We start from the raw sequence: 22,958 nt of genomic DNA on the forward strand, positions 1-22,958 counted from the left end.
AGCAGGCTTCCCGCCCGACGTAACCGGCGCCGGGGGAGTACCTGTGAAGTCTCAGGGTCACTTCTTCGCGGCCGGGGTGTACTCCTTGAGGTAGTGGGCGACGCGGGCGGCGTAGTCGCGGTACTTCGGGGGAACGCCGCCCGCGTTGTTCACCGTCTTGTACGACGTCCGGTACGCGGCGGCGACCAGCACCCGGCGGTCGCCGCGCAGTCCGGTCTCCAGACGCGGTTCGGCAAAGCACAGGTAGCGGGCCATGGCCGGGATGGACTCGGAGGGCGTGAGCGGCGGCCTGGGGGTCTCCTTCGCGGGGACGCCGTCGGCCCGGATCCACCAGCGCAGGATGCTCGGGGTCCAGCGGGCGATGCCGTACTCGCCCTCCTCGCCCGCGTCCGGGTCGGAGAGATCGGGGTCGAAGTCGCTCTCCACCTTCAGCATCGCGGCCATGAGCGCCGGGGTGATCTCCGGCTGGACGCAGTCGTGGGCCGAGTCGACGATGAGCCGCCGGTAGGCGACCGGGACGCCCTTGTCGGTGCGGAGTTCCAAGGCGCCGTAGGCGGCGGGCGTCACCTTGCGGGTCTCGCCGGCCTTGTCCCCGCCGCCGTCGCCGGGATCGGCCCAGGTGGCGACGCCGTAGCCGAGGGCGGCGACGGCGACACCGGCCGCCAGGACCGCCGTACGGCGGGAGCGGCGGCGGGCCGGGCGCAGGCGGGGCAGGCGGAAGGAGCGGTGGCCCGTGCCGGCGGCCGCCCGGACGCGGCCGAGCAGGGTCTCGCCGGAGATGCGGTCCTGGTGGGTGCGGGTCAGGCAGGCGGAGATGATCTGCCGCCAGTCATCGGGCAGTTCGGGCGACAGACGCAGCTCGTCGGCGCCCCGGGCGTAGGCGGCGGCCGCGTCGCGGCGGGCCGTCGGGGTCGCGCCGGGCAGCGGGAAGGAGTCGGTGAGGACGAGGTGCGCGAGGACGCCGAAGGCCCATACGTCGGCGGACAGGCGGATCCGGCGGCCCCGTTCGCCGATCTCGGTCCACAGGAGCTCGGGCGGGGTGTAGTCGGGGGTGGAGAACGCCGGGGTGTAGGCGTGGGTGCCCTCCAGCTCGGCGGCCATGTTGAAGTCGGCGAGGCGGACCGAACCGTCGCCCATCAGCAGCACGTTGGCCGGCTTCAGGTCGCCGTGCACCCAGCCGGCGCCGTGCAACTGGGCCAGGCCCTCGCAGATCTGCGCGAGCAGCGCGGGACCGGCCTCGGGCCGGGGCGTGGCGGTGAGCAGGGCGGACAAGGAGCCCTCGGCCCGCTCCAGCACGAGGACGGTGGCGCCGTCCAGCTCCGGGCGGCCCGGGTCGTCGACCGTCAGCGTCTCGTACATCCGCACCAGCCGCGGATGCTTCAGCCGCCGGTACAGCTCGACCTCCCGCTCGATCAGCTCGCGCAGATGGGTCAGCCGGCGGGGCGTGGCCGTGCCGGTGGGCAGGAACTTCAGGGCGGCCGTCGCGGGCAGTTCCGTGCTCTCGCCGGTGCGCCGGGCCGCGTACACACTGCCGAAGGCGCCGGTCGCGAGGGGCTCGCGCACCTCCCAGACGCCGACCCGGTAGCCCTTCGGCACCGCAACGGCGTACGGCTCGGTCACCGGGTCACCGGCCCGACGGGCCGGCCAGGACGCCCAGGTCGTCCTCGCGGACCAGGTCGAAGCGGAGCGCGAGGGAGACCAGGGACTCCTTCTTGCCGTTGAGCCGCGGGCCGGTGTCCGCGCTCTCCGGGCCCGGCTTGAGGCGCAGTTTCACGGCGAGGTAGTCGATGTTCCACTGCACCGACGTGCGGGACGCGGCCGGCCAGGCGGGGCGCAGGCGGTCGGCGACCTGGTCGATGGTGGGCAGCGGGGCGTGCGGGGTGCCGCGCAGGCGCGGTTCGCACAGGGCGGCCAGCACCGCGAAGTAGCGTTTGCTGCGGTCCAGGGAGAAGGCCGGTGCGGTCGTGGCGCCGTCGAGGCCGCCCGTGCCGCTCAGGTAGTCGTGGCGCGGCGCCCAGACCTGAAGCGCCAGCAGGTCGCCGGCGGCGGGCAGCACGATCCGCGAGAACTCGAAGGGGATCGGCGCGTCCAGCCGCCCGGGCGCGACCTTGACGTGTTCGCCCGCGCCCTCCGGGTTCTCCACCACGTAGGTCTGTTCGCGGCTGAGGTTGCTGAGGATCCAGAAGGCGCCGTGCGCGGTGATCTCACCGGCCCGGCGGGAGACTCCGTCGTGGGTGATGCGGAGGCCGTTGTCGGACGCGGACCGGCCGAACGTGAGGCGTTCGCCGGGCGCGAGTCTGATCTGGCTGCGGTCGCGCTCGTCCTCCGTGGTCGGCGGAGGTACCACGATGATGCTGTACAAGGTGCTCTCCCCGTGCCTGACAGCTACCACCGCCAGACTAGGGCGACGCACCAGGGCCGTGCCCCCCTCGTACGGGTGAGACACGGCCCTTGGATGTGATTGGCGTGAACTGGTCCGCTCGCCGGGGTCCGTTCAGTAACGGGGGCGGTTGAACCAGGCCTTGCCATTGGCGTTGCCGACGAACACCGCGACCAGGATGGCCAGGACGGTGTGCACCAGGCCCACGAGGATGAACGGGTAGATGCCGAGGACGGCGGTGATGATGGCGAAGACCAGGATGGTGACGCGGGCGCCGTTGCCACCGTTCTTGAACTTCGTCGCCAGGACGGCCGCGAACACCAGCCAGGCCAGGCCGAACACCACGTAGCCCCAGATCACGCCGGTCGACTGGCCGACCAGGTCCTGGAAGGCGGTGTTGTCCTTGAGGGACTCTTCGTCCTTCGCGGCGTTGAGGGCCACGGCGGCGAAGGCGCAGAACGCCACGCCGAGGACCTGGAGACCGACGATGACCCACATCATCACCTTGGCCGCGTTCACCGAGCCCGGCATCGTCGTCGGCGCGGCGGGCCCGCCGTAGGGGGACACCGGAGGGGCCTGCGGGTAGCCGTAACCGGGGGCCTGCCCCTGCTGCTGCGGGTAGCCGTAGCCCGGCTGCTGCGGCTGTCCCTGGGGAGCGCCGTAGGGGTTGTTCGGGTCGCCGTAGCTCATGGGGGCTTTCCTCCGTTGGTCCGAGTGCGGGGACGACGCGTGGCATCCGTACGGAGGACATGTCTTCAGATTGCGGCCGTCCCCCCGTTGAACTGCCCGCGGCACTTGTCAGGTCATCGTTCTTCACCACTGACCGGCTTGTCCAGCCGCATTCCCGATGTGTTGTGCAAGTGCAACATCGCTGATCATGGGCGGATACGGGAGGACGGGCCCCGCGGTGCCCGGATTGCGGCCGGATTGGAACCGCGGGCGGGTCATCCGCGAGGATGGGGCCATGACCGCCCAGATTCTCGATGGCAAGGCCACCGCAGCCGCGATCAAGTCCGATCTGACCGCCCGCGTGGCGGCGCTGAAGGAGAAGGGCGTCACGCCCGGCCTCGGCACGATCCTGGTCGGGGAAGACCCCGGCAGCCAGAAGTACGTCGCCGGCAAGCACCGTGACTGCGCGCAGGTCGGCATCGCCTCCATCCAGCGTGAGCTGCCGGCCACGGCGACGCAGGAGGAGATCGAGGCGGCCGTCCGCGAGCTGAACGAGGACCCGGCCTGCACGGGTTACATCGTGCAACTGCCGCTGCCCAAGGGCATCGACGAGAACCGCATCCTGGAACTGATGGATCCGGACAAGGACGCTGACGGCCTGCACCCGATGAACCTCGGCCGCCTGGTCCTGAACGAGCCGGCCCCGCTGCCCTGCACCCCCAACGGCGTGCTGACCCTGCTGCGCCGCTACGGCGTGGAGATCAAGGGCGCGGAGGTCGTGGTAGTCGGCCGGGGTGTGACCATCGGCCGGCCGATGCCGCTGCTGCTGACCCGGCGCAGCGAGAACGCGACCGTGACCCAGTGCCACACCGGCACGCGTGACCTGTCGGCGCACCTCAAGCGCGCGGACATCATCGTCGCCGCGGCCGGTTCCGCCCATCTGATCCGCGCCGAGGACGTCAAGCCGGGCGCGGCCGTCCTCGACGTCGGCGTCTCCCGCAGCGCCGAGGGCAAGATCGTGGGCGACGTCCACCCCGACGTGGCCGAGGTCGCCGGCTGGATCTCCCCGAACCCCGGCGGGGTCGGGCCGATGACCCGCGCCCAGCTGCTCGTCAACGTGGTCGAGGCGGCGGAGCGCAGTGTCGGCTGAACGGGACGCGCGCAGCGCGGGCAGCGCCTCGGGCGCCGGGAACACGGAGAGTGCCCCGGCCGGCCGGAGCGCGCAGGACGGTGCGGGCGCGGAGGGTGTCACGGCCGTCCGGAGCGCGCAGGCCGTACAGAGCGAACAGGACGCGCCGAGTGCGCGCGACGGTGACGCCGAGCCGGCGGTGCGGGACGAGGACGGCGATCTCACCGTGCGGGATCCCGTCAGCGCGCCCGATGCCGAGGGGCGGCCGCGGCGGGTCACCCGGCGCTTTCCGTTGTTCACCAAGGACACCGCGCGGCCCGAGGGCGGTGGCCGGGCCGCGTCCGGGGACGCGTTCGCACCGGCCCGGCAGTGGCCCGTCCTCGCCGTGCTGGGGCTGGTGGGACTCGGGCTGCTGGTGACCGCGTTCGGTCAGTTCCGGCTCGGGACACTGCTGATCGGCATCGCCCTGCTGGGCGGTGGCGTGATGCGGTGGCTGCTGCCGGACGTCGGCATGCTCGCCGTCCGCTCCCGGTTCACGGACATCGTCACGTACGGCGTCATGGGCCTGGTGATCGTCCTGCTGGCGATGATGGCGCAGCCGAATCCCTGGCTCCAGATCCCGTTCCTGAAGGACACGCTGCACTTCACGGTCACCAGCGAGTGACCGGACGGCGGTCCGTCCTCTCCCCCGAGGAAGGACGGGCCGCCGCCACGGCCCACCTTCCTGCACGGCGAAGAGCCTGTTCAACGGCTGTCAGAGCGCTGTGGCACGGAAGTGACGGTTCCGGTACTGGGTGCGGTACTTCCTCCGGCAGATTCGGCACGAAGTGGTGCAACCACGGGGTTGGCATGGACAATCGGGACGGTCCAGGGTGTATCGCGCGCGGCTCCCGTGCTTCTGTGCGCCCCCGCTCAGGGAACTGAGATCCTGAGTGGGCGCATCCCTGTGGGTAGCCAGAACGGGGACTCGGCCAAGGCCGCCATCGCGCGGGGCGAACAGCGCGGGAAACACAAGCACGACCGGGGGGAAGAGGGGGGAAGCAATGCCTCGTTGGAGGGCCTTGCCGGATGAGCTCGATCCACAGATCAGGGAGTTCACCAGCCAGCTGCGCAGGCTCGTGGACCGCAGTGGTCTGAGCATCGCGTCGGTGGCGGACCGCACGGGTTACAGCAAGACGTCGTGGGAGCGTTATCTGAACGGCCGGCTGCTCGCGCCCAAGGGCGCGATCGTGGCGCTGGCCGAGGTGACCGGGACCAACCCGATGCACCTGACCACCATGTGGGAGCTCGCCGAGCGCGCCTGGAGCCGCTCGGAGATGCGGCACGACATGACGATGGAGGCCATACGGATCTCCCAGGCGCGCGCCGCGCTCGGGGAGTTCGGAGGGCAGGACTTCGGGAGCCCCTCGGCCGGCTCCAAGAGCGACGGCAAGTCGGCCTCCGCGGGCGGCGGCCGGCCGGCCGGCAGAAGCGGCAGCGCCACGGTCACGCCGGGGATCGCGGGCCCGGCCGGTGTCGCCCCGACCGTGCCGCCGCAGCCGACGGCTCCCGAGGTCCAGGACTCCACGGGCAGCGGTGCACGGGAGGACGGCGGTGGCCGGGGCGGTGCGACCGGGGGCAACTCGTGGGGAATGGCCGGGTATCAGGGCCCGTCCCAGAGCCGCGGGCATGCCGCCGGCACCGGAACCGGCCGGACGTCGGGCGCCGGTGCGGGCGCGTACGGCGCACCGCCGCAGGACGCGGTCCCGGCGGGCGCCGGTGGTGTCGGCGGTTCTGGTGGCACTGGCGGTTCTGGGGGCTCGGGGGGCTCTGGTGGCAAGCGGCGGACCGCGACGTTCCTCGCGGGTGTCGTGGGTGTGCTCGTGGTGATCGCCGGTGCGTTCTACCTCACCGGTGGCGGTGGCGGCGACGAGGCCAAGGGCGGCACCAAGTCGCCCGCGCCGACCGCCGGCACGACCCCGGATCTGCCGCCCGGCGTGAAGTGCAGCGGCGACAGTTGCACCGGTAAGGACGCGGAGAGCATGGGGTGCAGTGGTGACCTGGTGACCACGGCCCAGACCGCGACCGTCGGCACGACCGTCGTCGAGGTCCGCTACAGCGAGACCTGCAAGGCGGCCTGGGGCCGTATCACCCAGGCGGCACTGGGTGACGCGGTCCAGGTCGGCTCGGGCAAGGCGAAGCAGACCGGAAGCATCACCGCCGCCGGAGACACGATCGCCTACACCCCGATGGTCTCGGTGAAGAACGCCACCGACGCCAAGGCCTGCGCAACCCTGGCGTCCGGCCAGCAGGGCTGCACGGAGTAGACGGAGGCAGGACGACCGCACCCAGTACGAGGACTGGCGGGGCGCGTGAGTGTCGGCCGGGGGACTGGGATCCGGCCGGGAGGGTGGGATCCGGGGGTGCCCGGCATACGGCGGGTCGCCTTGTCCCCGGTGGGTGTCTGGCTTCCGGGGCGAGGCACCGGGATTCGGTGGCACGCTGCGGGCCGTCTCGCGTTCGGGGGACCCGTCGCGTCCGGCCGTAGCGCCCGGTGCGGGCTGTCCAAGGTGCCGGGGGCCGTGGCGGGAGGCCCGGTCGGGAGGGAATTTCGGGCAGGGAGGATTGCTCGGCGGAATCGGGGGCACGCGAACCGTACCCCCACGGGAGTCCGGCTTGGTCGGTTCCCCCCGGCGGCCGCCTTCGTCCACCTCTCCCGGACGGGCGGCCGCCTTTTGTACGGGTGCGGGGTGAGTTGTGGGGTGGGCCACACCGACCCGGCCGTCCGGGATCCCGGATGCGCGATAGCCTGACCGCTGGATGGATCTCTTGACGCCAAGAGATCGATCAAACGTCCGGGGCAGGGACGCCCCACCGCCAGCTGTCATACGGAGAACGCCATGACCCGCACTCCCGTGAACGTCACCGTCACCGGCGCGGCCGGCCAGATCGGTTACGCCCTGCTCTTCCGCATCGCCTCCGGTCAGCTGCTCGGCGCGGACGTGCCGGTGAAGCTGCGCCTGCTGGAGATCACGCCCGCCCTGAAGGCGGCCGAGGGCACGGCCATGGAGCTGGACGACTGTGCGTTCCCGCTCCTGCAGGGCATCGACATCACGGACGACCCGAACGTCGCCTTCGACGGCACGAACGTGGGCCTGCTCGTCGGCGCCCGCCCCCGCACCAAGGGCATGGAGCGCGGCGACCTGCTGGAGGCCAACGGCGGCATCTTCAAGCCGCAGGGCAAGGCGATCAACGACCACGCCGCGGACGACGTCAAGGTCCTCGTCGTCGGCAACCCGGCCAACACGAACGCGCTCATCGCCCAGGCCGCCGCGCCCGACGTACCGGCCGAGCGGTTCACCGCGATGACCCGTCTGGACCACAACCGCGCCCTGACCCAGCTCGCGAAGAAGACCGGCTCCACGGTCGCCGACATCAAGCGGCTCACCATCTGGGGCAACCACTCCGCCACCCAGTACCCGGACATCTTCCACGCCACGGTCGCCGGCAAGAACGCCGCCGAGGTCGTGAACGACGAGAAGTGGCTGGCCGAGGACTTCATCCCGACCGTCGCCAAGCGCGGTGCCGCCATCATCGAGGCCCGTGGCGCCTCGTCGGCCGCCTCCGCCGCCAACGCCGCGATCGACCACGTCCACACCTGGGTCACCGGCACCGCCGAGGGCGACTGGGTCTCCATGGGCATCCCGTCGGACGGCTCCTACGGCGTCCCGGAGGGCCTGATCTCCTCCTTCCCGGTCACCTGCAAGGACGGCAAGTACGAGATCGTCCAGGGCCTGGAGATCAACGAGTTCTCCCGCGCCCGGATCGACGCCTCCGTCAAGGAGCTCGAGGAGGAGCGCGAGGCGGTCCGCGGCCTCGGCCTCATCTGAGTCGTCCGACTCCTCCGACCGGAGTCTCTCCGCGTTCCCTCGCAGGCCCCGTACCGGTTCCGTCCGGTACGGGGCCTGCGGGCGTTTTCGGCGTCGGTCCTCGCCGAGTGGCCGGGGCGTGGTCGCCGGCGTGGCGTTGTCAGACCCCGGTTCGCCCTCGTCGAGGGGCGCAGACGGTCGCCCGGTCCCGGACACCACCCGCGACGGCCGGTCCCCGAGCGTGCGGCGCGTGGGCGAGGACCCGCCGCCGGAGGACTTCCGACCTCGCACGATCCGACGTCGCCATGCCTGATCCGTGCCCGCTTTAACCCTGTTTGCCCGCATCTCCAGTGACGCAGCGCACTTTCGGCCACCGATCGCGCATGCATCCGGGGGACCAGGGCAGGCGCACTCGGTCTCTTAGTGACACATGTGTGACACAGGGGCGCTGATCAGGAACGGAAGGCGAAAGCGATCATGGCGGAAAGCAACGAACTGCAGGCGCGCAGCACCATCCACGCGGGAGGGGAATGGCGTGCGGCCGTCTCCGGCGCCACACGCGAGATCCTCGACCCCGCGGACGCCCTGCCGTTCGCCGTGGTCGCGGAGGGTGACGAGAAGGACACCGATCTGGCGATCGCCGCCGCCCGGCGCGCCTTCGACGAGGGGGAGTGGCCGCGCACACCGGCCGCCGAGCGGGCCGCGCTGCTGCGCCGCGTCGCCGACCTGCTCGTGCGCGACCGCGAGCAGCTCGGGCTGCTGGAGAGCCGTGACGCCGGCAAGACCGTCGAGGAAGGGCGCGTCGACATCGACTGCGTCGCCGACGCCTTCCGGTACTTCGCCGACCTGGTCGCGGCCGAGAGCCCGGGCCGGGTCGTGGACGCCGGCTCGACCGACATCCACAGCGTCGTCGTGCACGAGCCCGTCGGCGTCTGCTCGATGATCGCGCCGTGGAACTACCCGCTGCTCCAGGCCAGTTGGAAGATCGCCCCGGCCCTGGCCGCCGGCAACACCTTCGTCGTCAAGCCGAGCGAGATCACCCCGATGACGACGATCGCGCTGATCGAGCTGCTCGTCGAGGCCGGATTGCCCGCCGGAGTCGCCAACATCGTCACCGGGCCGGGTCATTCGGTCGGCGCGCGGCTCTCCGAGCACCCCGACGTCGACCTGGTCTCCTTCACCGGCGGCCTGATCAGCGGCACCAAGGTGGCTCAGGCCGCCGCGCCCACCGTCAAGAAGGTCGCCCTCGAACTCGGCGGCAAGAACCCCAACGTCGTCTTCGCCGACGCCTGCGCCACCGACGAGGGCTTCGACACCGCCGTCGACCAGGCCCTCAACGCCGCCTTCATCCACAGCGGCCAGGTCTGCTCGGCCGGCGCCCGCCTCATTATCGAGGAGTCCGTGCGGGACCGGTTCGTCGCCGAACTCGCCCGCAGGGCCGAGAAGATCCGGCTCGGCCGGGGCACCGAGGACGGCGTCGAGTGCGGCCCGCTGGTCTCCGAGCAGCAGCGCGCCAAGGTCGAGATGTACGTCGAGTCCGCCCTCAAGGAGGGCGCCGTGCTGCGCTCCGGCGGCAAGCGCCCCGCGCCCTCCCCGCAGCGCCCGGAGAACGGCTACTTCTACGAGCCGACCGTCCTCGACCACTGCCACCGCGAGATGCGCGTCGTGCGGGAGGAGGTCTTCGGGCCGGTCCTCACCGTCGAGACCTTCCGCACCGAGGACGAGGCCGTCGCCCTCGCCAACGACACCGAGTACGGGCTCGCGGGCGGCGTCTGGACCGCCGACGCGGGCCGCGCCCGGCGCGTGGCCGGCCGGCTGCGGCACGGCACGATCTGGATCAACGACTTCCACCCCTACCTGCCGCAGGCGGAATGGGGCGGTTTCGGCAAGAGCGGTGTGGGCCGCGAACTCGGCCCGGCCGGTCTCGCCGAGTACCGCGAGACCAAGCACGTCTACCAGAACCTCGCGCCGAAGCCGGTGCGCTGGTTCGCGGGCTGACCTCCACCACCCGCTGACCTCCCCCACCCGGACCCGCCGGCCTCACCACCCTTCGAGCCCGGCCCCCTTCGCCCCCCTCTGGTTCATCCCCTCTGGAGCAAGCACGCCATGTCCCACACCAGTCACGAGTACGACTATGTCGTGATAGGCGGCGGAACCGCCGGTTCCGTCATCGCCTCCCGCCTGACCGAGAACCCCGACGTCTCCGTCGCCGTCATCGAGGGCGGTCCCAGCGACGTCGGCCGCGACGACGTGCTGACCCTGCGCCGCTGGATGGGCCTGCTCGGCGGCGACCTCGACTACGACTACCCCACCACCGAGCAGCCACGCGGCAACTCCCACATCCGGCACAGCCGGGCCCGGGTCCTGGGCGGCTGTTCCTCGCACAACACGCTGATCGCGTTCAAGCCGCTGCCTGCCGACTGGGACGAGTGGGAGGCCGCCGGCGCCAAGGGCTGGGGCGCGGTGCAGATGGAGGCGTACTTCGCCCGGCTGCTCAACAACATCGTCCCGGTCGACGAGAAGGACCGGAACGCCATCGCCCGCGACTTCGTCGACGCGGCGCAGGCGGCGCTGGACGTGCCGCGCGTCGACGGCTTCAACAAGAAGCCGTTCGCCGAGGGCGTCGGCTTCTTCGACCTCGCCTACCACCCCGAGAACAACAAGCGGTCCTCGGCCTCGGTCGCGTACCTCCACCCGGTGATGGACGAGCGCCCCAACCTGACGATCCTGCTGGAGACCTGGGCGTACAAGCTGGAGCTGGACGGCAACCGCGCCGCGGGCGTGCACGTGCGCACCAAGGACGGCGAGGAGATCCTCGTCAAGGCGCGGGGCGAGGTCCTGCTGTGCGCCGGCGCCGTCGACTCGCCCCGGCTGCTGATGCACTCCGGCATCGGCCCGAAGGCGGACCTGGAACAGCTCGGCATCCCCGTCACGCACGACCTGCCGGGCGTCGGCGAGAACCTGCTCGACCACCCCGAGTCGGTCATCGTGTGGGAGACCAACGGCCCCATCCCGGAGAACTCCGCGATGGACTCGGACGCGGGCCTGTTCGTGCGCCGCGACCCCGAACTGCCGCATCCCGACCTGATGTTCCACTTCTACCAGATCCCGTTCACGGACAACCCGGAGCGACTGGGCTACCAGCGGCCGGAGTTCGGCGTCTCGATGACCCCGAACATCCCCAAGCCGAAGAGCCGCGGCCGGATCTACCTGACCAGCGCCGACCCCGAGGTCAAGCCCGCCCTGGACTTCCGCTACTTCACCGACGAGGACGACTACGACGGCCGCACCCTCGTCGACGGCATCAAGATCGCCCGCGAGATCGCCAAGACCGAACCGCTGGCCGGCTGGCTCAAGCGCGAGGTGGCCCCCGGCCCGGACGTCACCGGCGACGAGGAGCTCGGCGAGTACGCCCGCAAGGTCGCCCACACCGTCTACCACCCGGCCGGCACCTGCAAGATGGGCGACGCCGACGACCGGCTCGCGGTCGTCGACCCCGAGCTGCGCATCCGGGGCCTGGAGGGCATTCGCATCGCCGATGCCTCCGTGTTCCCCGCCATGACCACCGTCAACCCGATGATCGGCGTGCTCATGGTCGGGGAGAAGGCCGCCGAGCTGATCGGTGGTGGTTCCCAGTGACCGCGACCCTCGAACCCCCCACGGAGCAGACCATGGACACCACACCCGTCTTCTCGGTGGAGGGACTGTGGAAGGTGTTCGGCCCGAAGGCCGAGCGCGTTCCCGCCGACCCCGAGCTCGCCGCCCTCGACCCCGCCGAGCTGCGCACCCGCACCGGCTGCACGGCCGCCGTCCGGGACGTCAGCTTCGACGTGCGCAAGGGCGAGGTCTTCGTCGTCATGGGCCTGTCCGGCTCCGGCAAGTCCACGCTGGTGCGCTGTCTGACCCGGCTGATCGAGCCGACCGCCGGCACCATCGCCATCGACGGCGAGGACGTCCGCGCCATGGACCGCTCCCGGCTGCGCGAACTGCGCCGCCACCGCGCCGCCATGGTCTTCCAGCACTTCGGCCTGCTGCCGCACCGCACGGTCCTCGACAACGTCGCCTACGGCCTGGAGATCCAGGGCATGGGAAAGGCCGAGCGGCGTGAGCGGGCCGCCGAGGTCGTCGCCAAGGTCGGCCTGGAGGGCATGGAGCACCGCCGCCCCGGCCAGCTCTCCGGCGGCCAGCGGCAGCGCGTCGGCCTCGCCCGCGCGCTTGCCGTCGACCCCGAAGTCCTGCTGTTCGACGAGCCGTTCAGCGCGCTCGACCCGATGATCCGGCGCGACATGCAGGAGGAGGTCGTCCGGCTGCACCAGGAGGAGGGCCGCACGATGGTCTTCATCACCCACGACCTCCAGGAGGCCCTCAAGCTGGGCGACCGCATCGCCCTGATGCGCGACGGCCGCGTCGTGCAGCTCGGTACGCCCGAGGAGATCGTGGGCTCGCCCGCCGACGACTACGTCCGCGAGTTCGTCCGGGACGTCCCGCGCGAGCAGGTCATGACCGTCCGCACGGCCATGCGCCGTCCCTCGGCGGACCAGGACGGCAGCGGGCCGGCGGTCCGGCCCGAGGCGACGGTCTCCGAGGCGATCGAGGCGGTGGCCCGCGCCGGCGCACCGGCCCGTGTCATGGACGAGGGCCGCTGCGTGGGCGTGGTCGACTCCGACACCCTGCTCGGCGTCGTCGCCGGCACGGAGCATCCCGCCCCGCCGGGGACCGAGCAGCCCAAGGAGGCGGTGTGATGGCGACGATCACCGCCTCCCCGCCCCGTATCGGCCTGCCCGGCCTCCTCAGGCACCCGGCTGTCCGCAAGCTGCTGCTGCTCGCCCTGGCCGCCGCGATCCTCGTTCCGCTGGCCAACGCCCGCTGGGCGAGCGGCACCTGGCCGAGCGCACTGACCGTCGACTTCTCCGAGCCGCTCGCCAAGGCCAGCGACTGGATCATCGACAACCGCGACAGCCACCCGCTGTTCCTGTACTTCTTCGGCCACGTCAGCAACGTCGTCGTGATCGCCGTACGGGCCGTCTACCTCACCCTCCTCGCCATCGGCTGGGCGGGCGTCACGGCCCTGGGCGCGCTGGTCGCCTGGCGCGTGGCGGGCGTCCGGCTCGCGCTCGGCACGGCCGTCGCGTTCCTCGCCTGCGGCCTGCTCGGCATGTGGGTGCCGACCATGCAGACGCTCGCCCTGATGGTCGTCGCGGTCGTCGCGTCGGTCGTCGCCGGCATGCTGCTCGGGCTTGCCGCCGGGCTGTCCGACCGGATGGACCGCGTCCTGCGCCCGGTCCTGGACACCATGCAGGTGCTGCCCGCCTTCGCCTACCTGCTGCCGGTCGTGCTGGTCTTCGGCATCGGCGTCCCGGCGGCCGTCCTGGCCACCGTCATCTACGCCGCCCCGCCCATGGCCCGTCTGACCTCGCTCGGTCTGCGCGGCGCCGACAAGGAGGTGCTGGAGGCCGTCGAGTCGCTCGGCTCCACCGCACGGCAGCGGCTGCTGACCGCCCGGCTCCCGCTGGCCCGCAAGGAACTCCTGCTCGGCGTCAACCAGACGATCATGATGGCGCTGTCCATGGCCGTCATCGCGGCCGTCATCGGCGCGGGCGGTCTCGGTGACCGCGTGTACCAGGCGCTGGCCTCGGTCGACGTGGGCGCCGCGCTCGCCGCCGGTATCCCGATCGTGCTGCTGGCCGTCGTCCTGGACCGCGTCACCGGCGCGGCGGGGGAGAAGCTCGGCGCCGAACCGGAGCCCCGCAGCGGACTCGGCTGGCTCCTCGCCCTCATCGGCGTGGTCGCCGTGGCGGTCGCCGGGCGTTTCGCGGGCCGGCTCGACTGGCCCGAAGCCTGGATCGTCGGCATCGCCGAGCCCGTCAACCGCGCCGTCGACTGGATGACCGCGCACCTGTACTCCGGCGTCCCCGTCATCGGCGGCACCGCCGACTGGGCCGGCCACTTCACCACCTGGGTCCTCGACCCGGTGCGCGGCGGCCTCCAGTGGCTGCCCTGGTGGTCGGTCCTGCTGATCGTCGCCGCCCTGGCCTGGGTGATCGGCACCTGGCGCACCGCGCTCACCGCCGTCCTCGCCATGGCCGCGATCGGCGTCCTCGGCGTCTGGCAGCCGTCGCTGGACACGCTGTCGCAGGTCCTCGCGGCCGTCGCCGTCACCCTCGTCGTCGGCTTCGCCACCGGCATCGCGGCGGCCCGCAGCGACCGTCTCGAGCGGCTGCTGCGCCCGGTCCTCGACGTCTTCCAGACGATGCCGCAGTTCGTGTACCTGATCCCGGTCGTCGCCCTGTTCGGCGTCGGCCGTGCCCCGGCCGTCGCGGCAGCGATCGTGTACGCGCTCCCGGCCGTCGTCCGCATCACCACCCAGGGCCTGCGCCAGGTCGACCCGGCCGCGCTGGAGGCCTCCGGCTCGCTCGGCGCGACCAGCTGGCAGCAGCTGAAGCAGGTCCAGCTCCCGCTGGCCCGCCCGGCCCTGCTGCTCGCCGTCAACCAGGGCCTGGTCCTGGTCCTCGCCGTCGTCGTCATCGGCGGCCTGGTCGGCGGTGGCGCGCTCGGCTACGACGTCGTCTTCGGCCTCGCCCAGGGCGATCTGGCGACCGGTCTCGTGGCCGGCGCGGCGATCGTCTGCCTCGGCCTGATGCTCGACCGGGTGACCCAGCCCACCGAACGCCGCGCGAAGAAGGGAGCGTGACATGCGAGTCCGCAATACGGCTCTGGTCGCCGCTCTGAGCTCCCTGGCGCTGCTCACCGGCTGCGGCGCCGCCGACATGACCAAGCAGGCCTCGCCTTTCGCGGGCGCGCAGGGCGCCAAGACCGTGACCCTGTCCGTGCAGTCCTGGGTGGGCGCGCAGGCCAACGTGGCCGTCGCCCAGTACATCCTGGAGCACGAGCTGGGCTACCGCGTCGACACCGTCCAGGTCGACGAGGTGCCCGCCTGGGACGCCCTCAGCCAGGGCCGCGTCGACGCGCTCCTGGAGGACTGGGGCCACCCCGAGCAGGAGCAGCGGTACGTCAAGGACAAGAAGACGATCGCCCCCGGCGGCGAACTCGGCGTCACCGGCCACATCGGCTGGTTCGTCCCGACGTACCTCGCCAAGCAGCACCCGGACATCACGAACTGGAAGAACCTCAACAAGTACTCCCACCTGTTCCGCACCCCGGAGAGCGGCGACAAGGGCCAGCTGATGGACGGTTCGCCGTCCTACGTCACCAACGACAAGGCGCTGGTGAAGAACCTGAAGCTGGACTACCAGGTGGTCTTCGCGGGCTCCGAGGCGGCCCAGATCACCCAGATGAGGCAGTTCGCCAAGGAGAAGAAGCCCTTCCTCACCTACTGGTACACGCCGCAGTGGCTCTTCAAGAAGGTCCCCATGACCGAGGTGAAGCTGCCGCCGTACAAGGAGGGCTGCGACGCCGACCCGGAGAAGGTCGCCTGCGCCTACCCGCACACGCCGCTGCAGAAGTACCTGAACTCGGGCTTCGCGAAGAACGGCGGCAAGGCGGCGGCCTTCCTGAAGAAGTTCAAGTGGACGACCGAGGACCAGAACGAGGTCTCCCTGATGATCGCCGACAAGAAGATGACGCCGGAGGAGGCGGCGAAGAAGTGGGTGGACAGCCACCGGTCCACATGGAAGAAGTGGCTGTCCTGACGCCCCCTACGTCAGCCCTGACGCTCCCTGCGCCAGCCCGGCGGCGATCTCCCGCAGTGCGCGGGTGGCCTGCCGCTGGAGGCCCGGCCCGAAGGTGATCCGGGTGGCCCCTCGCGCGCCGAGTTCGGCGGGCGAGGGGCCGTGGCCCGGGACGGCCACGACGTTGATCGGCCCCTGGATCCCGGCCCGCAGCAGCGGCAGCACCTCCGGCGGGGCCTCGATCGGATAGACACAGTCGGCGCCCGCCGCGACGTACAACGCGGCCCGCTCGATGGCCCGTTCGGGATCGGTGACCCCGCGGGCGAAGGTGTCCACGCGCGCGTTGACGAAGAGCCGGCCGGCGGCGGCCGACCGTACCTCGGCCAGCCAGTCGGCATGCTCGTGCGGGTCCCTGAGGACGCCGTCGACGGAGTCCTCCAGGTTGCAGCCCACCGCCCCCGTCTCCAGCAGCCGCTCCACGAGCTCCTTCGGTGCGAGCCCGTAACCGCCCTCCACGTCCGCCGACACCGGCACGTCGACGGCCCGGACGATCCGGGTGACCGCAGCGAACATCTCGTCGGCCGGGACCTGCCCGTCCTCGTAGCCGAGGCAGGCGGCGACCCCGGCACTGGGCGTGGCGAGCGCCGGGAAACCGGCCTCGGCGAACACCCGGGCACTGGCCGCGTCCCAGGGGCCGGGCAGCACCAGGGGATCGCCGGGCGGCCGGTGCCGGTGCAGAGCGCGGAACACCGCGGCCTTGCTCATGGCGTGTAACCCCCTGGCGGAATCCGGCGGCTGACCATCACCCGGTTCCAGTTGTTGATGGCGACGATCAGGCCGATCAGATGGGCGAGCCGGGCCTCGTCGAAGTGCTTGGCGGCCCGCTCGTACACCTCGTCCGGCACGAACCCGTCCGTCAGTAGGGTCACCGCCTCCGTCAGCGCCAGCGCGGCCCGCTCCCGCTCGTCGAAGACGTCCTCGGCCTCCTCCCAGGCCGCCAGCAGGTCGAGCTGCTTCTCGCTCACCCCGTACTCGCGGGCGATCGCGAGGTGCATGTCCAGGCAGAACGCGCAGTGGTTGAGCTGTGAGGCGCGGATCACCACGAGTTCGGCCAGGGCCGGGTCGCCGAGGCCCTTCTTCGCCGTGGCGCTCAGAGCCGACATGGCCCGGGCGACCGCCGGGTCGAGCGCCCGCGTCCGAGCCGTCACTTGTACTGGCCCGGCTGGTAGTGCCCCGGCGCCATACGGCAGGTCACCCCGAACCGGTTCCAGGCGTTGATCGCCGTGATCGCGGCGATCAGCTGCGCCAGCTCGGCCTCCTCGAAGTGCCTGGCTGCGTTCTCGTACACCTCGTCCGGCACGAACCCGTCCGTCAGGACCGTCACGGCCTCCGTCAGCTCCAGGGCCGCGAGCTCCTTCGCGGTGTAGAAGTGCCGCGACTCGTCCCAGGCGCTGAGCTGCACGATCCGCTCGAGGCTCTCGCCCGTCGCGAGGGCGTCCTTGGTGTGCATGTCGATGCAGAAGGCGCAGTGGTTGATCTGGGAGGCGCGGATCTTCACCAGCTCGTACAGCTTGTTGTCGAGGCCCTGCCGGGCGGCGATCTCCAGCCGGACCATCGCCTTGTAGACCTCGGGCGCGTGCTTGGCCCACTCCAGGCGGGCGGGCTGCTCGGGGGCGTACTCCACGGTCGTCGTGTCAGGGGTGTGCGTCGTCATGCCCTCGACCCTAGGAGGAAAGCAGCCCAGGTGTATGGTCCATTTCCATGGCGGAACAGTGGGCCACTCTGGGTATCGACCTGCACCTGGAGCCGACCGGCCCGGGCCTGCGCCGGGGGCTGACCGACGCCCTGCGCGAGGCGGTGCGCTCCGGCCGGCTGGCCTCCGGCACCCGGCTGCCCTCCTCCCGCGCGCTCGCCGCCGACCTGGGCATCGCCCGCAACACCGTCGCCGACGCCTACGCCGACCTGGTCGCCGAGGGCTGGCTCACCGCCCGGCAGGGCTCGGGGACCCGGGTCGCCGACCGGAGAGTCGTCCCGCCGGCCGGCACGGCGCCCCACCCCCGCGAACGCACCCGCCCCGCCTACGACCTGCGCCCCGGCAGCCCGGACCTGGCCTCCTTCCCGCGCGCGGAGTGGCTCAAGGCCGCCCGCCGCGCCCTGACCGCCGCGCCCCACCACGCCCTCGACTACGGCGACCCCCGCGGCCGTCCCGAGCTGCGCGCCGCGCTTGCCGGCTACCTCTCCCGGGTCCGGGGCGTACGCGCCGACCCCGAACGGATCGTGATCTGCGCCGGGTTGGCGCACGGCCTGAAGCTGCTCGGCACGGCCCTGCGGGCGCGCGGGGCACGGACGGTCGCCGTCGAGTCGTACGGGCTCGATGTGCACTTCAGGCTCCTGGCCGCGTCCGGTCTGCACACGGTCCCGCTGCCCTTCGACCGGCTGGGCACCGACCCCGGCGCGTTGTCCGCCGCCGACGCGGTCCTCCTCACGCCCGCCCACCAGTTCCCCATGGGCGTCCCCCTGCACCGCGACCGCCGAGCGGCCGTCGTGGACTGGGCGCGCCGCACCGGCGGGCTGGTCCTGGAGGACGACTACGACGGCGAGTTCCGCTACGACCGTCAGCCCGTGGGCGCGCTCCAGGGCCTGGACCCCGACCGGGTGGTCTACCTGGGCACCGCGAGCAAGTCCCTGGCCCCCGGACTGCGGCTGGCCTGGATGGTGCTCCCGCCGGACCTCGCGAAGGAGACCGCGGCGGCCAAGGGCGAGATCGACACCTGCGGGGTGCTGGACCAGCTGACCCTCGCCGAGTTCCTCACGTCCGGGGCCTACGACCGCCATGTCCGCGCGAGCCGCCTGAGCTACCGGCGCCGCCGGGACGCCCTGGTCGCCGCCGTCGCGGCCCGGGCCTGCCAAGCCCGGGTCACCGGCATCGCGGCCGGCCTGCACGTCCTGCTGCGGCTGCCGCCCGGCACCGAGCGGTCGGTGCTCCAGGCGGCCCACTGGCAGGGCCTGGCGGTCCACGGACTGACCCGCTACCGGCACGCCGCCTCGGTCGTGGAGCCGGCCGACGCCCTGGTCGTCGGCTACGGGACACCGCCGGACCACGCGTGGTCGGGGGCGCTGGACGCGCTGTGCGCGGTACTGCCCGGATAATCGCGCGAATTCCCCTCCGGAATGCCGTGCAACGGATATGGTCACTCCATGAGTGAAAGCACTTCCCTATCCCGCGTGGCCCTGAAGAAAACAACCCCAGACGTCTCCGCCGCGATGGGCTCCCTGCACAGCGCCGCCGTTTCCGCGGCCCAGGAAGCCGAACTCGAACCGGAACTGCTGGAACTGGTCAGGATTCGCGCCTCGCAGATCAACGGCTGCGCGTTCTGCATCGACATGCACACCAGGGACGCCCGCGCCCGGGGCGAGACCGAGCAGCGCGTCTATGCGCTGAACGCCTGGCGGGAGACGCCGTTCTTCACCGAACGCGAGCGCGCGGCACTGGCGTTGACCGAGGCGGTGACGCTCGTCCACGACGGTCGCGTCCCGGACGCGGTGTACGCCGAGGCGGCCGAGGTGTTCGACGAGAAACAGATCGCGGCGCTCATCTGGTCGGCCACGGTCATCAATGCGTACAACCGGATCGCGATAGCGACGCGTATGGTGCCGAAAAGCTGAACTAAATGCGGAAGAAGGCAGCGTGAAGCGCGCCGGGTCGAATTCGACCCGGCGTTTCCATTTCCTCGATTCAGTCGGCCGGTAGCGGCTCCATCATGCTGTCCAGCCAATTCCGCCATTCCTCGGCCCGTTCCGCCGGAGGCACTCGCATCGACCGCCCGATCCAGGCCGTGACGGGCCGGATCCCGTGCAGCGCGTTCACCAGCCACACCTCACGGCCGTCCAGCTCGGCCACGGTCCGCTCCCGGTGCGCGATCCGGATCCCGGACCGCAGCGCCCGCTCCTGGACCAGCCCGGCCGTCACACCCGGCAGGACGGGCAGCCGGGGCGGCGGCAGGCACAGGGTGTCGTCCTCCCACCACAGCACGCTGGCGGTGGCCGACTCCAGCACCGTGCCCGAGGGCGCGATCAGCACCGCCTCCTGCGCGCCCTCGCCGCGGGCCCGGCGGCGCACCCGGGCCAGGGTGTCCAGGTCCGGGCCCTTGCGGCGGGGCACGGTCCGCGGATCGGACTGGCCCGCCGCCCACAGCCGCACCTCCGTGCCGAGTGGCGGCGCCGGCCGCAGCAGCAGCCGCAACTCCAGGGACCCCGCCGCGAGTTCCACCCGCGGGAACCACTCTCCCGTCCGCGGCAGTACGGCGGTCACGTCCTGCCAGAACGCGTCGAGCCGACACGGCTCCGGTCCGCCGCAGGCCCCGCAGGCCCGCGCGAACCGCTCCAGGTGCCGGGCATGGGCCCGCACCCGGCCCTCGCGCACCAGCCACGAGTCCGCGACGAGCAGCCGCCCCCCGGCCGCCTGGTCCGGGGCCGGAGCCAGGCCACGGCCGGGCGTCCACGTCCACAGGCCTTCCGCCACCGCCGGTCTGGTCACCAACAGCCTCCTCAGTACTTGCGCCCCGCGACGGCCGGTGCCCCGTGCCGGGGTCCGTACGGCGCGTGCTCCAGCCACGACCCGCACCACGGCAGCACCGGCGCCAGTGCCGCCGCCGCGCGCTGTCCGGCCCGGACGATCCGGCGGCGCGGCCGCAGATGGTCCAGGGCGGCACCGGCGGCGGCACTGTTGAACAGGGCCGCCGCCCGCCGCACCCCGGCGAACCCGGCGACCGCCTCGCCGGTCCCCGCGGCGATCGCCTCGGCGGCGGCCGCCGCGTCCGCGATCCCGCTGTTCATCCCGCGCGCCCCGAACGGCGGGAAGAGATGCGCCGCCTCGCCGGCCAGCAGCACCCGCCGGTGCGGATCGGTGAACGAGGCCGCCACCTTACGCAGGAAGCGGTACGTCGACACCCACAGGATCCGCTCGCCGTAGCCGTCCCCGACGACCGAGGGCAGCCAGCGCCGTACGGCCTCCTCGGTGCCGAACTCCTCCTGCCGGTCGTCGTCCCGGCACTGGAGGTCGACCTGGAAGCCCCCGGTGAACGGCACCCGCATCACACTGCGCCCGCCCACCCCGGGATGCTCGTAGTGGAAGACCCGCTCCAGCGGCAGCTCGGCTCCCGGAACGTCGGCGACGTCCACGACGACGTGGAAGCCCTCGCCGTGCGTGCCCTCCAGGGCGATGCCCAGCTCGCGCCGGACCGTGGAGCGGGACCCGTCGGCGGCGATCGCGAACGCGCCGGCCCACACCCGCCCGTCCTCACCCGTCAGCCGGACCTCCGTCCCGGTGGTGCGCACGCCCGTCACGCGCGCGCCCCACACGAACTCCACCCCGGCCTCCGCACAGGCCGCCCGCAGGAACCGTTCGGTGTCCGTCTGGCGCAGGCTGGTGAAGGGCGGCGGGCCGGACGGGGGCGGGAAGGTGCGGGCGTAGACCTCGCGGCCCCGGTAGAGGGTGCGCCTGGTGTGCCAGGTCCGCCCGTACGAGGTGATCTCGGCGGCGAGGCCGGGCCGCATCGCGTCCAGCAGGCCGAGGGTCTCCCGGTGCACGAACAGGGCCCGGCTGCCCGGCCGTTCCCGATCCCCCGGCTCCGCCTCCAGCAGGACGGCCGGCAGGCCGTGCGCCCGCAGCGCCAGAGCCGCCGACAGGCCCACGGGACCGGCGCCCACGACGAAGACCGGGGTCATGCCCGGACGCCTTCGGCGAGCATCCGGGCGATCTCCACCCGCTTCACCTTCCAGGTCGCGGTCATCGGCAGGTCCTCGAACCGCCACTGCCGCGGCTCGGCCATCGCCGGCAGCCCCGCCGCGGCCCGCCGCCAGCGCTCCGGGTCCAGGGGCCGCTCGCCGCGCACGCACACCACCGGTACCGGCTCCCGGTCCGCGCCCGGCACGATGACGACCTCGCGCAGCTCCTCCAGCCGGGACATCAGCGTGTCCTCGACCTCCAGATTGCTGTGCACGGCGTCGATCTGGTCGACTTCCCGGTCGATCAGATACAGGGCGCCCAGACGGCTCCGGTAGCCCATGTCGCCCATCTCCCACCAGCCGTCGGTGAGCTGACGGTCGTAGCGCTCCGGCATGCCGAGGTAGGTGAGGATCCGGCCCCGGGTGCGGGCCTCGATCCGGCCCGGGGTGCCGGGCGGGACCCGCCCGCCCCCGGCGTCGGTGACCCGGACCCGGGTGAAGCCCGGTATGCCGAACCCGACCCGGCGGCCGTCCGCGCGGGCCGCGCTGCGCCGGGTCACCACCTGGAACGCCACCGGTCCCGTCTCGCTCTGCCCGTACAGCTGGACCAGCCAGGGCGTACGGCGCCGCGAGGCGCCCAGCAGCCGCCGTACGGTGCGTGGATGGATCGCGTCGAACGTGGAGCCGTACGCCCGCACCCGGGACAGCGGGGCACCGGGCGCGTCGGCCAGCTCCTCCCACAGCACGAACGTGTTGGGGTGCGTCTCCACGATGCCGGGCCGGTGCCGGACCAGCAGCGGGCCCACCGCCGCCGGATCCGGGTCGGTGATCAGCACGAGCGGGCTGCCGAAGTGCAGCAGGACGCCGAGCAGATGGTAGAAGCGCGAGTGGACGAACGACATGTGCAGCGCCGCCGGCTCGCCACGCGTGGGCCAGCCCAGCGCCTGCTGCGGCACGAGCCGGTTCCACATGGTGTGCGCGCAGTGCACGGCCAGTTTGGGGACGCCGGTGGTGCCCGAACTGTGGGTGATCAGGGCGGGTTCGCGCGGATGCAGCCGGACCGGCGGGGGCGGCTCGGCGCCGGCGTACTTCGCCAGGGACTCCGCCCCGGTCGCGTCGTCCACGCAGAGCGTCCGCCGCACGAGCCCGGACAGGGGCAGCTCCCGCAGACCGTCCAGGGTGGCGCTGTCGGTGACCAGCCAAGGCCGGCGCAGCCGTTCGAGCAGCTGCCCGGCCACGGCGGGGGCCAGCGCGGGCGACAGCAGCACCGGCACGGCACCGATACGCGCGACGGCGCAGGTCAGCAGCATGATGTCGACGTTGTCCGCCTTGTGCACGACGACCTGCTCCGAGGGCCGCACCCCGGCGTCCCACAGCCGGCCGGACAGGTCCTCGACCAGGTCGGCCAGCACGGTGTAGCTCAGGTCGACCCCGAGGGAGGGGGCCACGTCCAGCGGCCGGTCCAGGGTGACGAAGACGGCACCGTGCCGGTCGGCCGCACGCCGGAAGACCGGTCCCAGATAGAAGCCGCGGTCGGCGAGCAGAGGCTGTCGCATGGGGTGGTTCCTTTCCGAGAG

At 72.3% G+C, this 22,958-nt stretch carries 20 protein-coding genes; 11 read left to right on the top strand and 9 right to left on the bottom strand.

Annotated features, from left to right (window positions below; all coding sequences use genetic code 11):
* Positions 1-57 precede the first annotated feature (57 nt).
* The 3 genes from ACIBNA_RS00950 to ACIBNA_RS00960 form a co-directional block, all read right to left on the bottom strand.
* Positions 58-1,620 carry a protein kinase gene (locus tag ACIBNA_RS00950; RefSeq protein ID WP_399163156.1) on the bottom strand — a complete coding sequence of 521 codons (1,563 nt, stop codon included), beginning with the start codon at positions 1,618-1,620 and terminating at the stop codon, positions 58-60.
* 4 nt (positions 1,621-1,624) lie between these two features.
* On the bottom strand, positions 1,625-2,362 hold the full coding sequence (locus ACIBNA_RS00955; protein WP_399163157.1) for an FHA domain-containing protein: 738 nt from the start codon (positions 2,360-2,362) through the stop codon (positions 1,625-1,627).
* A gap of 132 nt (positions 2,363-2,494) precedes the next feature.
* A complete protein-coding gene (locus ACIBNA_RS00960; protein ID WP_399163158.1) occupies positions 2,495-3,070 on the bottom strand; it encodes a hypothetical protein in 576 nt (191 codons plus the stop codon).
* A 274-nt stretch (positions 3,071-3,344) separates the two neighbouring features.
* On the opposite strand from ACIBNA_RS00960, the gene ACIBNA_RS00965 reads away from it, so the two are divergent.
* From ACIBNA_RS00965 to ACIBNA_RS01005, 9 genes are all read left to right on the top strand, one after another.
* A complete protein-coding gene (locus tag ACIBNA_RS00965) occupies positions 3,345-4,199 on the top strand; it encodes a bifunctional methylenetetrahydrofolate dehydrogenase/methenyltetrahydrofolate cyclohydrolase (protein ID WP_399163159.1) in 855 nt (284 codons plus the stop codon).
* Complete coding sequence (locus ACIBNA_RS00970; RefSeq protein WP_399163160.1) at positions 4,189-4,842, top strand: DUF3017 domain-containing protein; 654 nt, start codon at positions 4,189-4,191, stop codon at positions 4,840-4,842. The genes ACIBNA_RS00965 and ACIBNA_RS00970 overlap by 11 nt, the downstream gene beginning before the upstream one ends.
* A 397-nt stretch (positions 4,843-5,239) precedes the next feature.
* A complete protein-coding gene (locus ACIBNA_RS00975; protein ID WP_399163161.1) occupies positions 5,240-6,484 on the top strand; it encodes a DUF2690 domain-containing protein in 1,245 nt (414 codons plus the stop codon).
* Between the two features lie 573 nt (positions 6,485-7,057).
* Positions 7,058-8,047: a malate dehydrogenase gene (locus tag ACIBNA_RS00980; RefSeq protein ID WP_399163162.1), complete on the top strand. Its 990-nt coding sequence runs from the start codon at positions 7,058-7,060 to the stop codon at positions 8,045-8,047.
* A 456-nt stretch (positions 8,048-8,503) separates the two neighbouring features.
* Positions 8,504-10,024, top strand: a complete 1,521-nt coding sequence (locus ACIBNA_RS00985; protein ID WP_399163163.1) for an aldehyde dehydrogenase family protein — start codon at positions 8,504-8,506, stop codon at positions 10,022-10,024.
* A 108-nt stretch (positions 10,025-10,132) separates the two neighbouring features.
* Positions 10,133-11,665: a GMC family oxidoreductase gene (locus ACIBNA_RS00990; RefSeq protein ID WP_399163164.1), complete on the top strand. Its 1,533-nt coding sequence runs from the start codon at positions 10,133-10,135 to the stop codon at positions 11,663-11,665.
* A 32-nt stretch (positions 11,666-11,697) separates the two neighbouring features.
* Positions 11,698-12,768, top strand: coding sequence for a glycine betaine/L-proline ABC transporter ATP-binding protein (locus ACIBNA_RS00995; RefSeq protein WP_399163165.1), 1,071 nt, complete (start codon positions 11,698-11,700; stop codon positions 12,766-12,768).
* Positions 12,768-14,717, top strand: a complete 1,950-nt coding sequence (locus ACIBNA_RS01000) for an ABC transporter permease (protein ID WP_399163166.1) — start codon at positions 12,768-12,770, stop codon at positions 14,715-14,717. The genes ACIBNA_RS00995 and ACIBNA_RS01000 overlap by 1 nt, the downstream gene beginning before the upstream one ends.
* Before the next feature lies 1 nt (position 14,718).
* The gene (locus tag ACIBNA_RS01005; protein ID WP_399163167.1) at positions 14,719-15,675 is read left to right on the top strand and encodes an ABC transporter substrate-binding protein; all 957 of its coding nucleotides are present in this window, start codon (positions 14,719-14,721) and stop codon (positions 15,673-15,675) included.
* Between the two features lie 6 nt (positions 15,676-15,681).
* Here ACIBNA_RS01005 and ACIBNA_RS01010 read toward each other — a convergent pair whose 3' ends face one another.
* From ACIBNA_RS01010 to ACIBNA_RS01020, 3 genes are read right to left on the bottom strand one after another with little or no spacing between them, the layout of a single operon-like run.
* Positions 15,682-16,419, bottom strand: coding sequence for an isocitrate lyase/phosphoenolpyruvate mutase family protein (locus ACIBNA_RS01010; RefSeq protein ID WP_399163168.1), 738 nt, complete (start codon positions 16,417-16,419; stop codon positions 15,682-15,684).
* The gene (locus ACIBNA_RS01015; RefSeq protein WP_399163169.1) at positions 16,416-16,862 is read right to left on the bottom strand and encodes a carboxymuconolactone decarboxylase family protein; all 447 of its coding nucleotides are present in this window, start codon (positions 16,860-16,862) and stop codon (positions 16,416-16,418) included. The genes ACIBNA_RS01010 and ACIBNA_RS01015 overlap by 4 nt, the downstream gene beginning before the upstream one ends.
* On the bottom strand, positions 16,859-17,368 hold the full coding sequence (locus tag ACIBNA_RS01020) for a carboxymuconolactone decarboxylase family protein (protein WP_399163170.1): 510 nt from the start codon (positions 17,366-17,368) through the stop codon (positions 16,859-16,861). The genes ACIBNA_RS01015 and ACIBNA_RS01020 overlap by 4 nt, the downstream gene beginning before the upstream one ends.
* 47 nt (positions 17,369-17,415) lie before the next feature.
* Here ACIBNA_RS01020 and ACIBNA_RS01025 point away from each other — a divergent pair, with 47 nt between their 5' ends.
* Positions 17,416-18,804 (top strand): PLP-dependent aminotransferase family protein, encoded by a 1,389-nt coding sequence (locus ACIBNA_RS01025; RefSeq protein WP_399163171.1) that lies wholly within the window; start codon positions 17,416-17,418, stop codon positions 18,802-18,804.
* 48 nt (positions 18,805-18,852) lie between these two features.
* The gene (locus ACIBNA_RS01030; protein ID WP_399163172.1) at positions 18,853-19,320 is read left to right on the top strand and encodes a carboxymuconolactone decarboxylase family protein; all 468 of its coding nucleotides are present in this window, start codon (positions 18,853-18,855) and stop codon (positions 19,318-19,320) included.
* Between the two features lie 70 nt (positions 19,321-19,390).
* Here ACIBNA_RS01030 and ACIBNA_RS01035 read toward each other — a convergent pair whose 3' ends face one another.
* The 3 genes from ACIBNA_RS01035 to ACIBNA_RS01045 are packed head-to-tail and all read right to left on the bottom strand — an operon-like array spanning position 19,391 to position 22,937.
* A complete protein-coding gene (locus ACIBNA_RS01035) occupies positions 19,391-20,191 on the bottom strand; it encodes an aminotransferase class IV (RefSeq protein ID WP_399163173.1) in 801 nt (266 codons plus the stop codon).
* An 11-nt stretch (positions 20,192-20,202) separates the two neighbouring features.
* A complete protein-coding gene (locus ACIBNA_RS01040) occupies positions 20,203-21,381 on the bottom strand; it encodes an FAD-dependent monooxygenase (RefSeq protein WP_399163174.1) in 1,179 nt (392 codons plus the stop codon).
* A complete protein-coding gene (locus ACIBNA_RS01045) occupies positions 21,378-22,937 on the bottom strand; it encodes a class I adenylate-forming enzyme family protein (protein ID WP_399163175.1) in 1,560 nt (519 codons plus the stop codon). The genes ACIBNA_RS01040 and ACIBNA_RS01045 overlap by 4 nt, the downstream gene beginning before the upstream one ends.
* Positions 22,938-22,958: the final 21 nt, after the last annotated feature.

The sequence above is a fragment of the Streptomyces sp. NPDC050164 genome (assembly GCF_044459945.1).
GTDB classification, from domain to species: Bacteria; Actinomycetota; Actinomycetes; order Streptomycetales; family Streptomycetaceae; genus Streptomyces; species Streptomyces coeruleorubidus_A.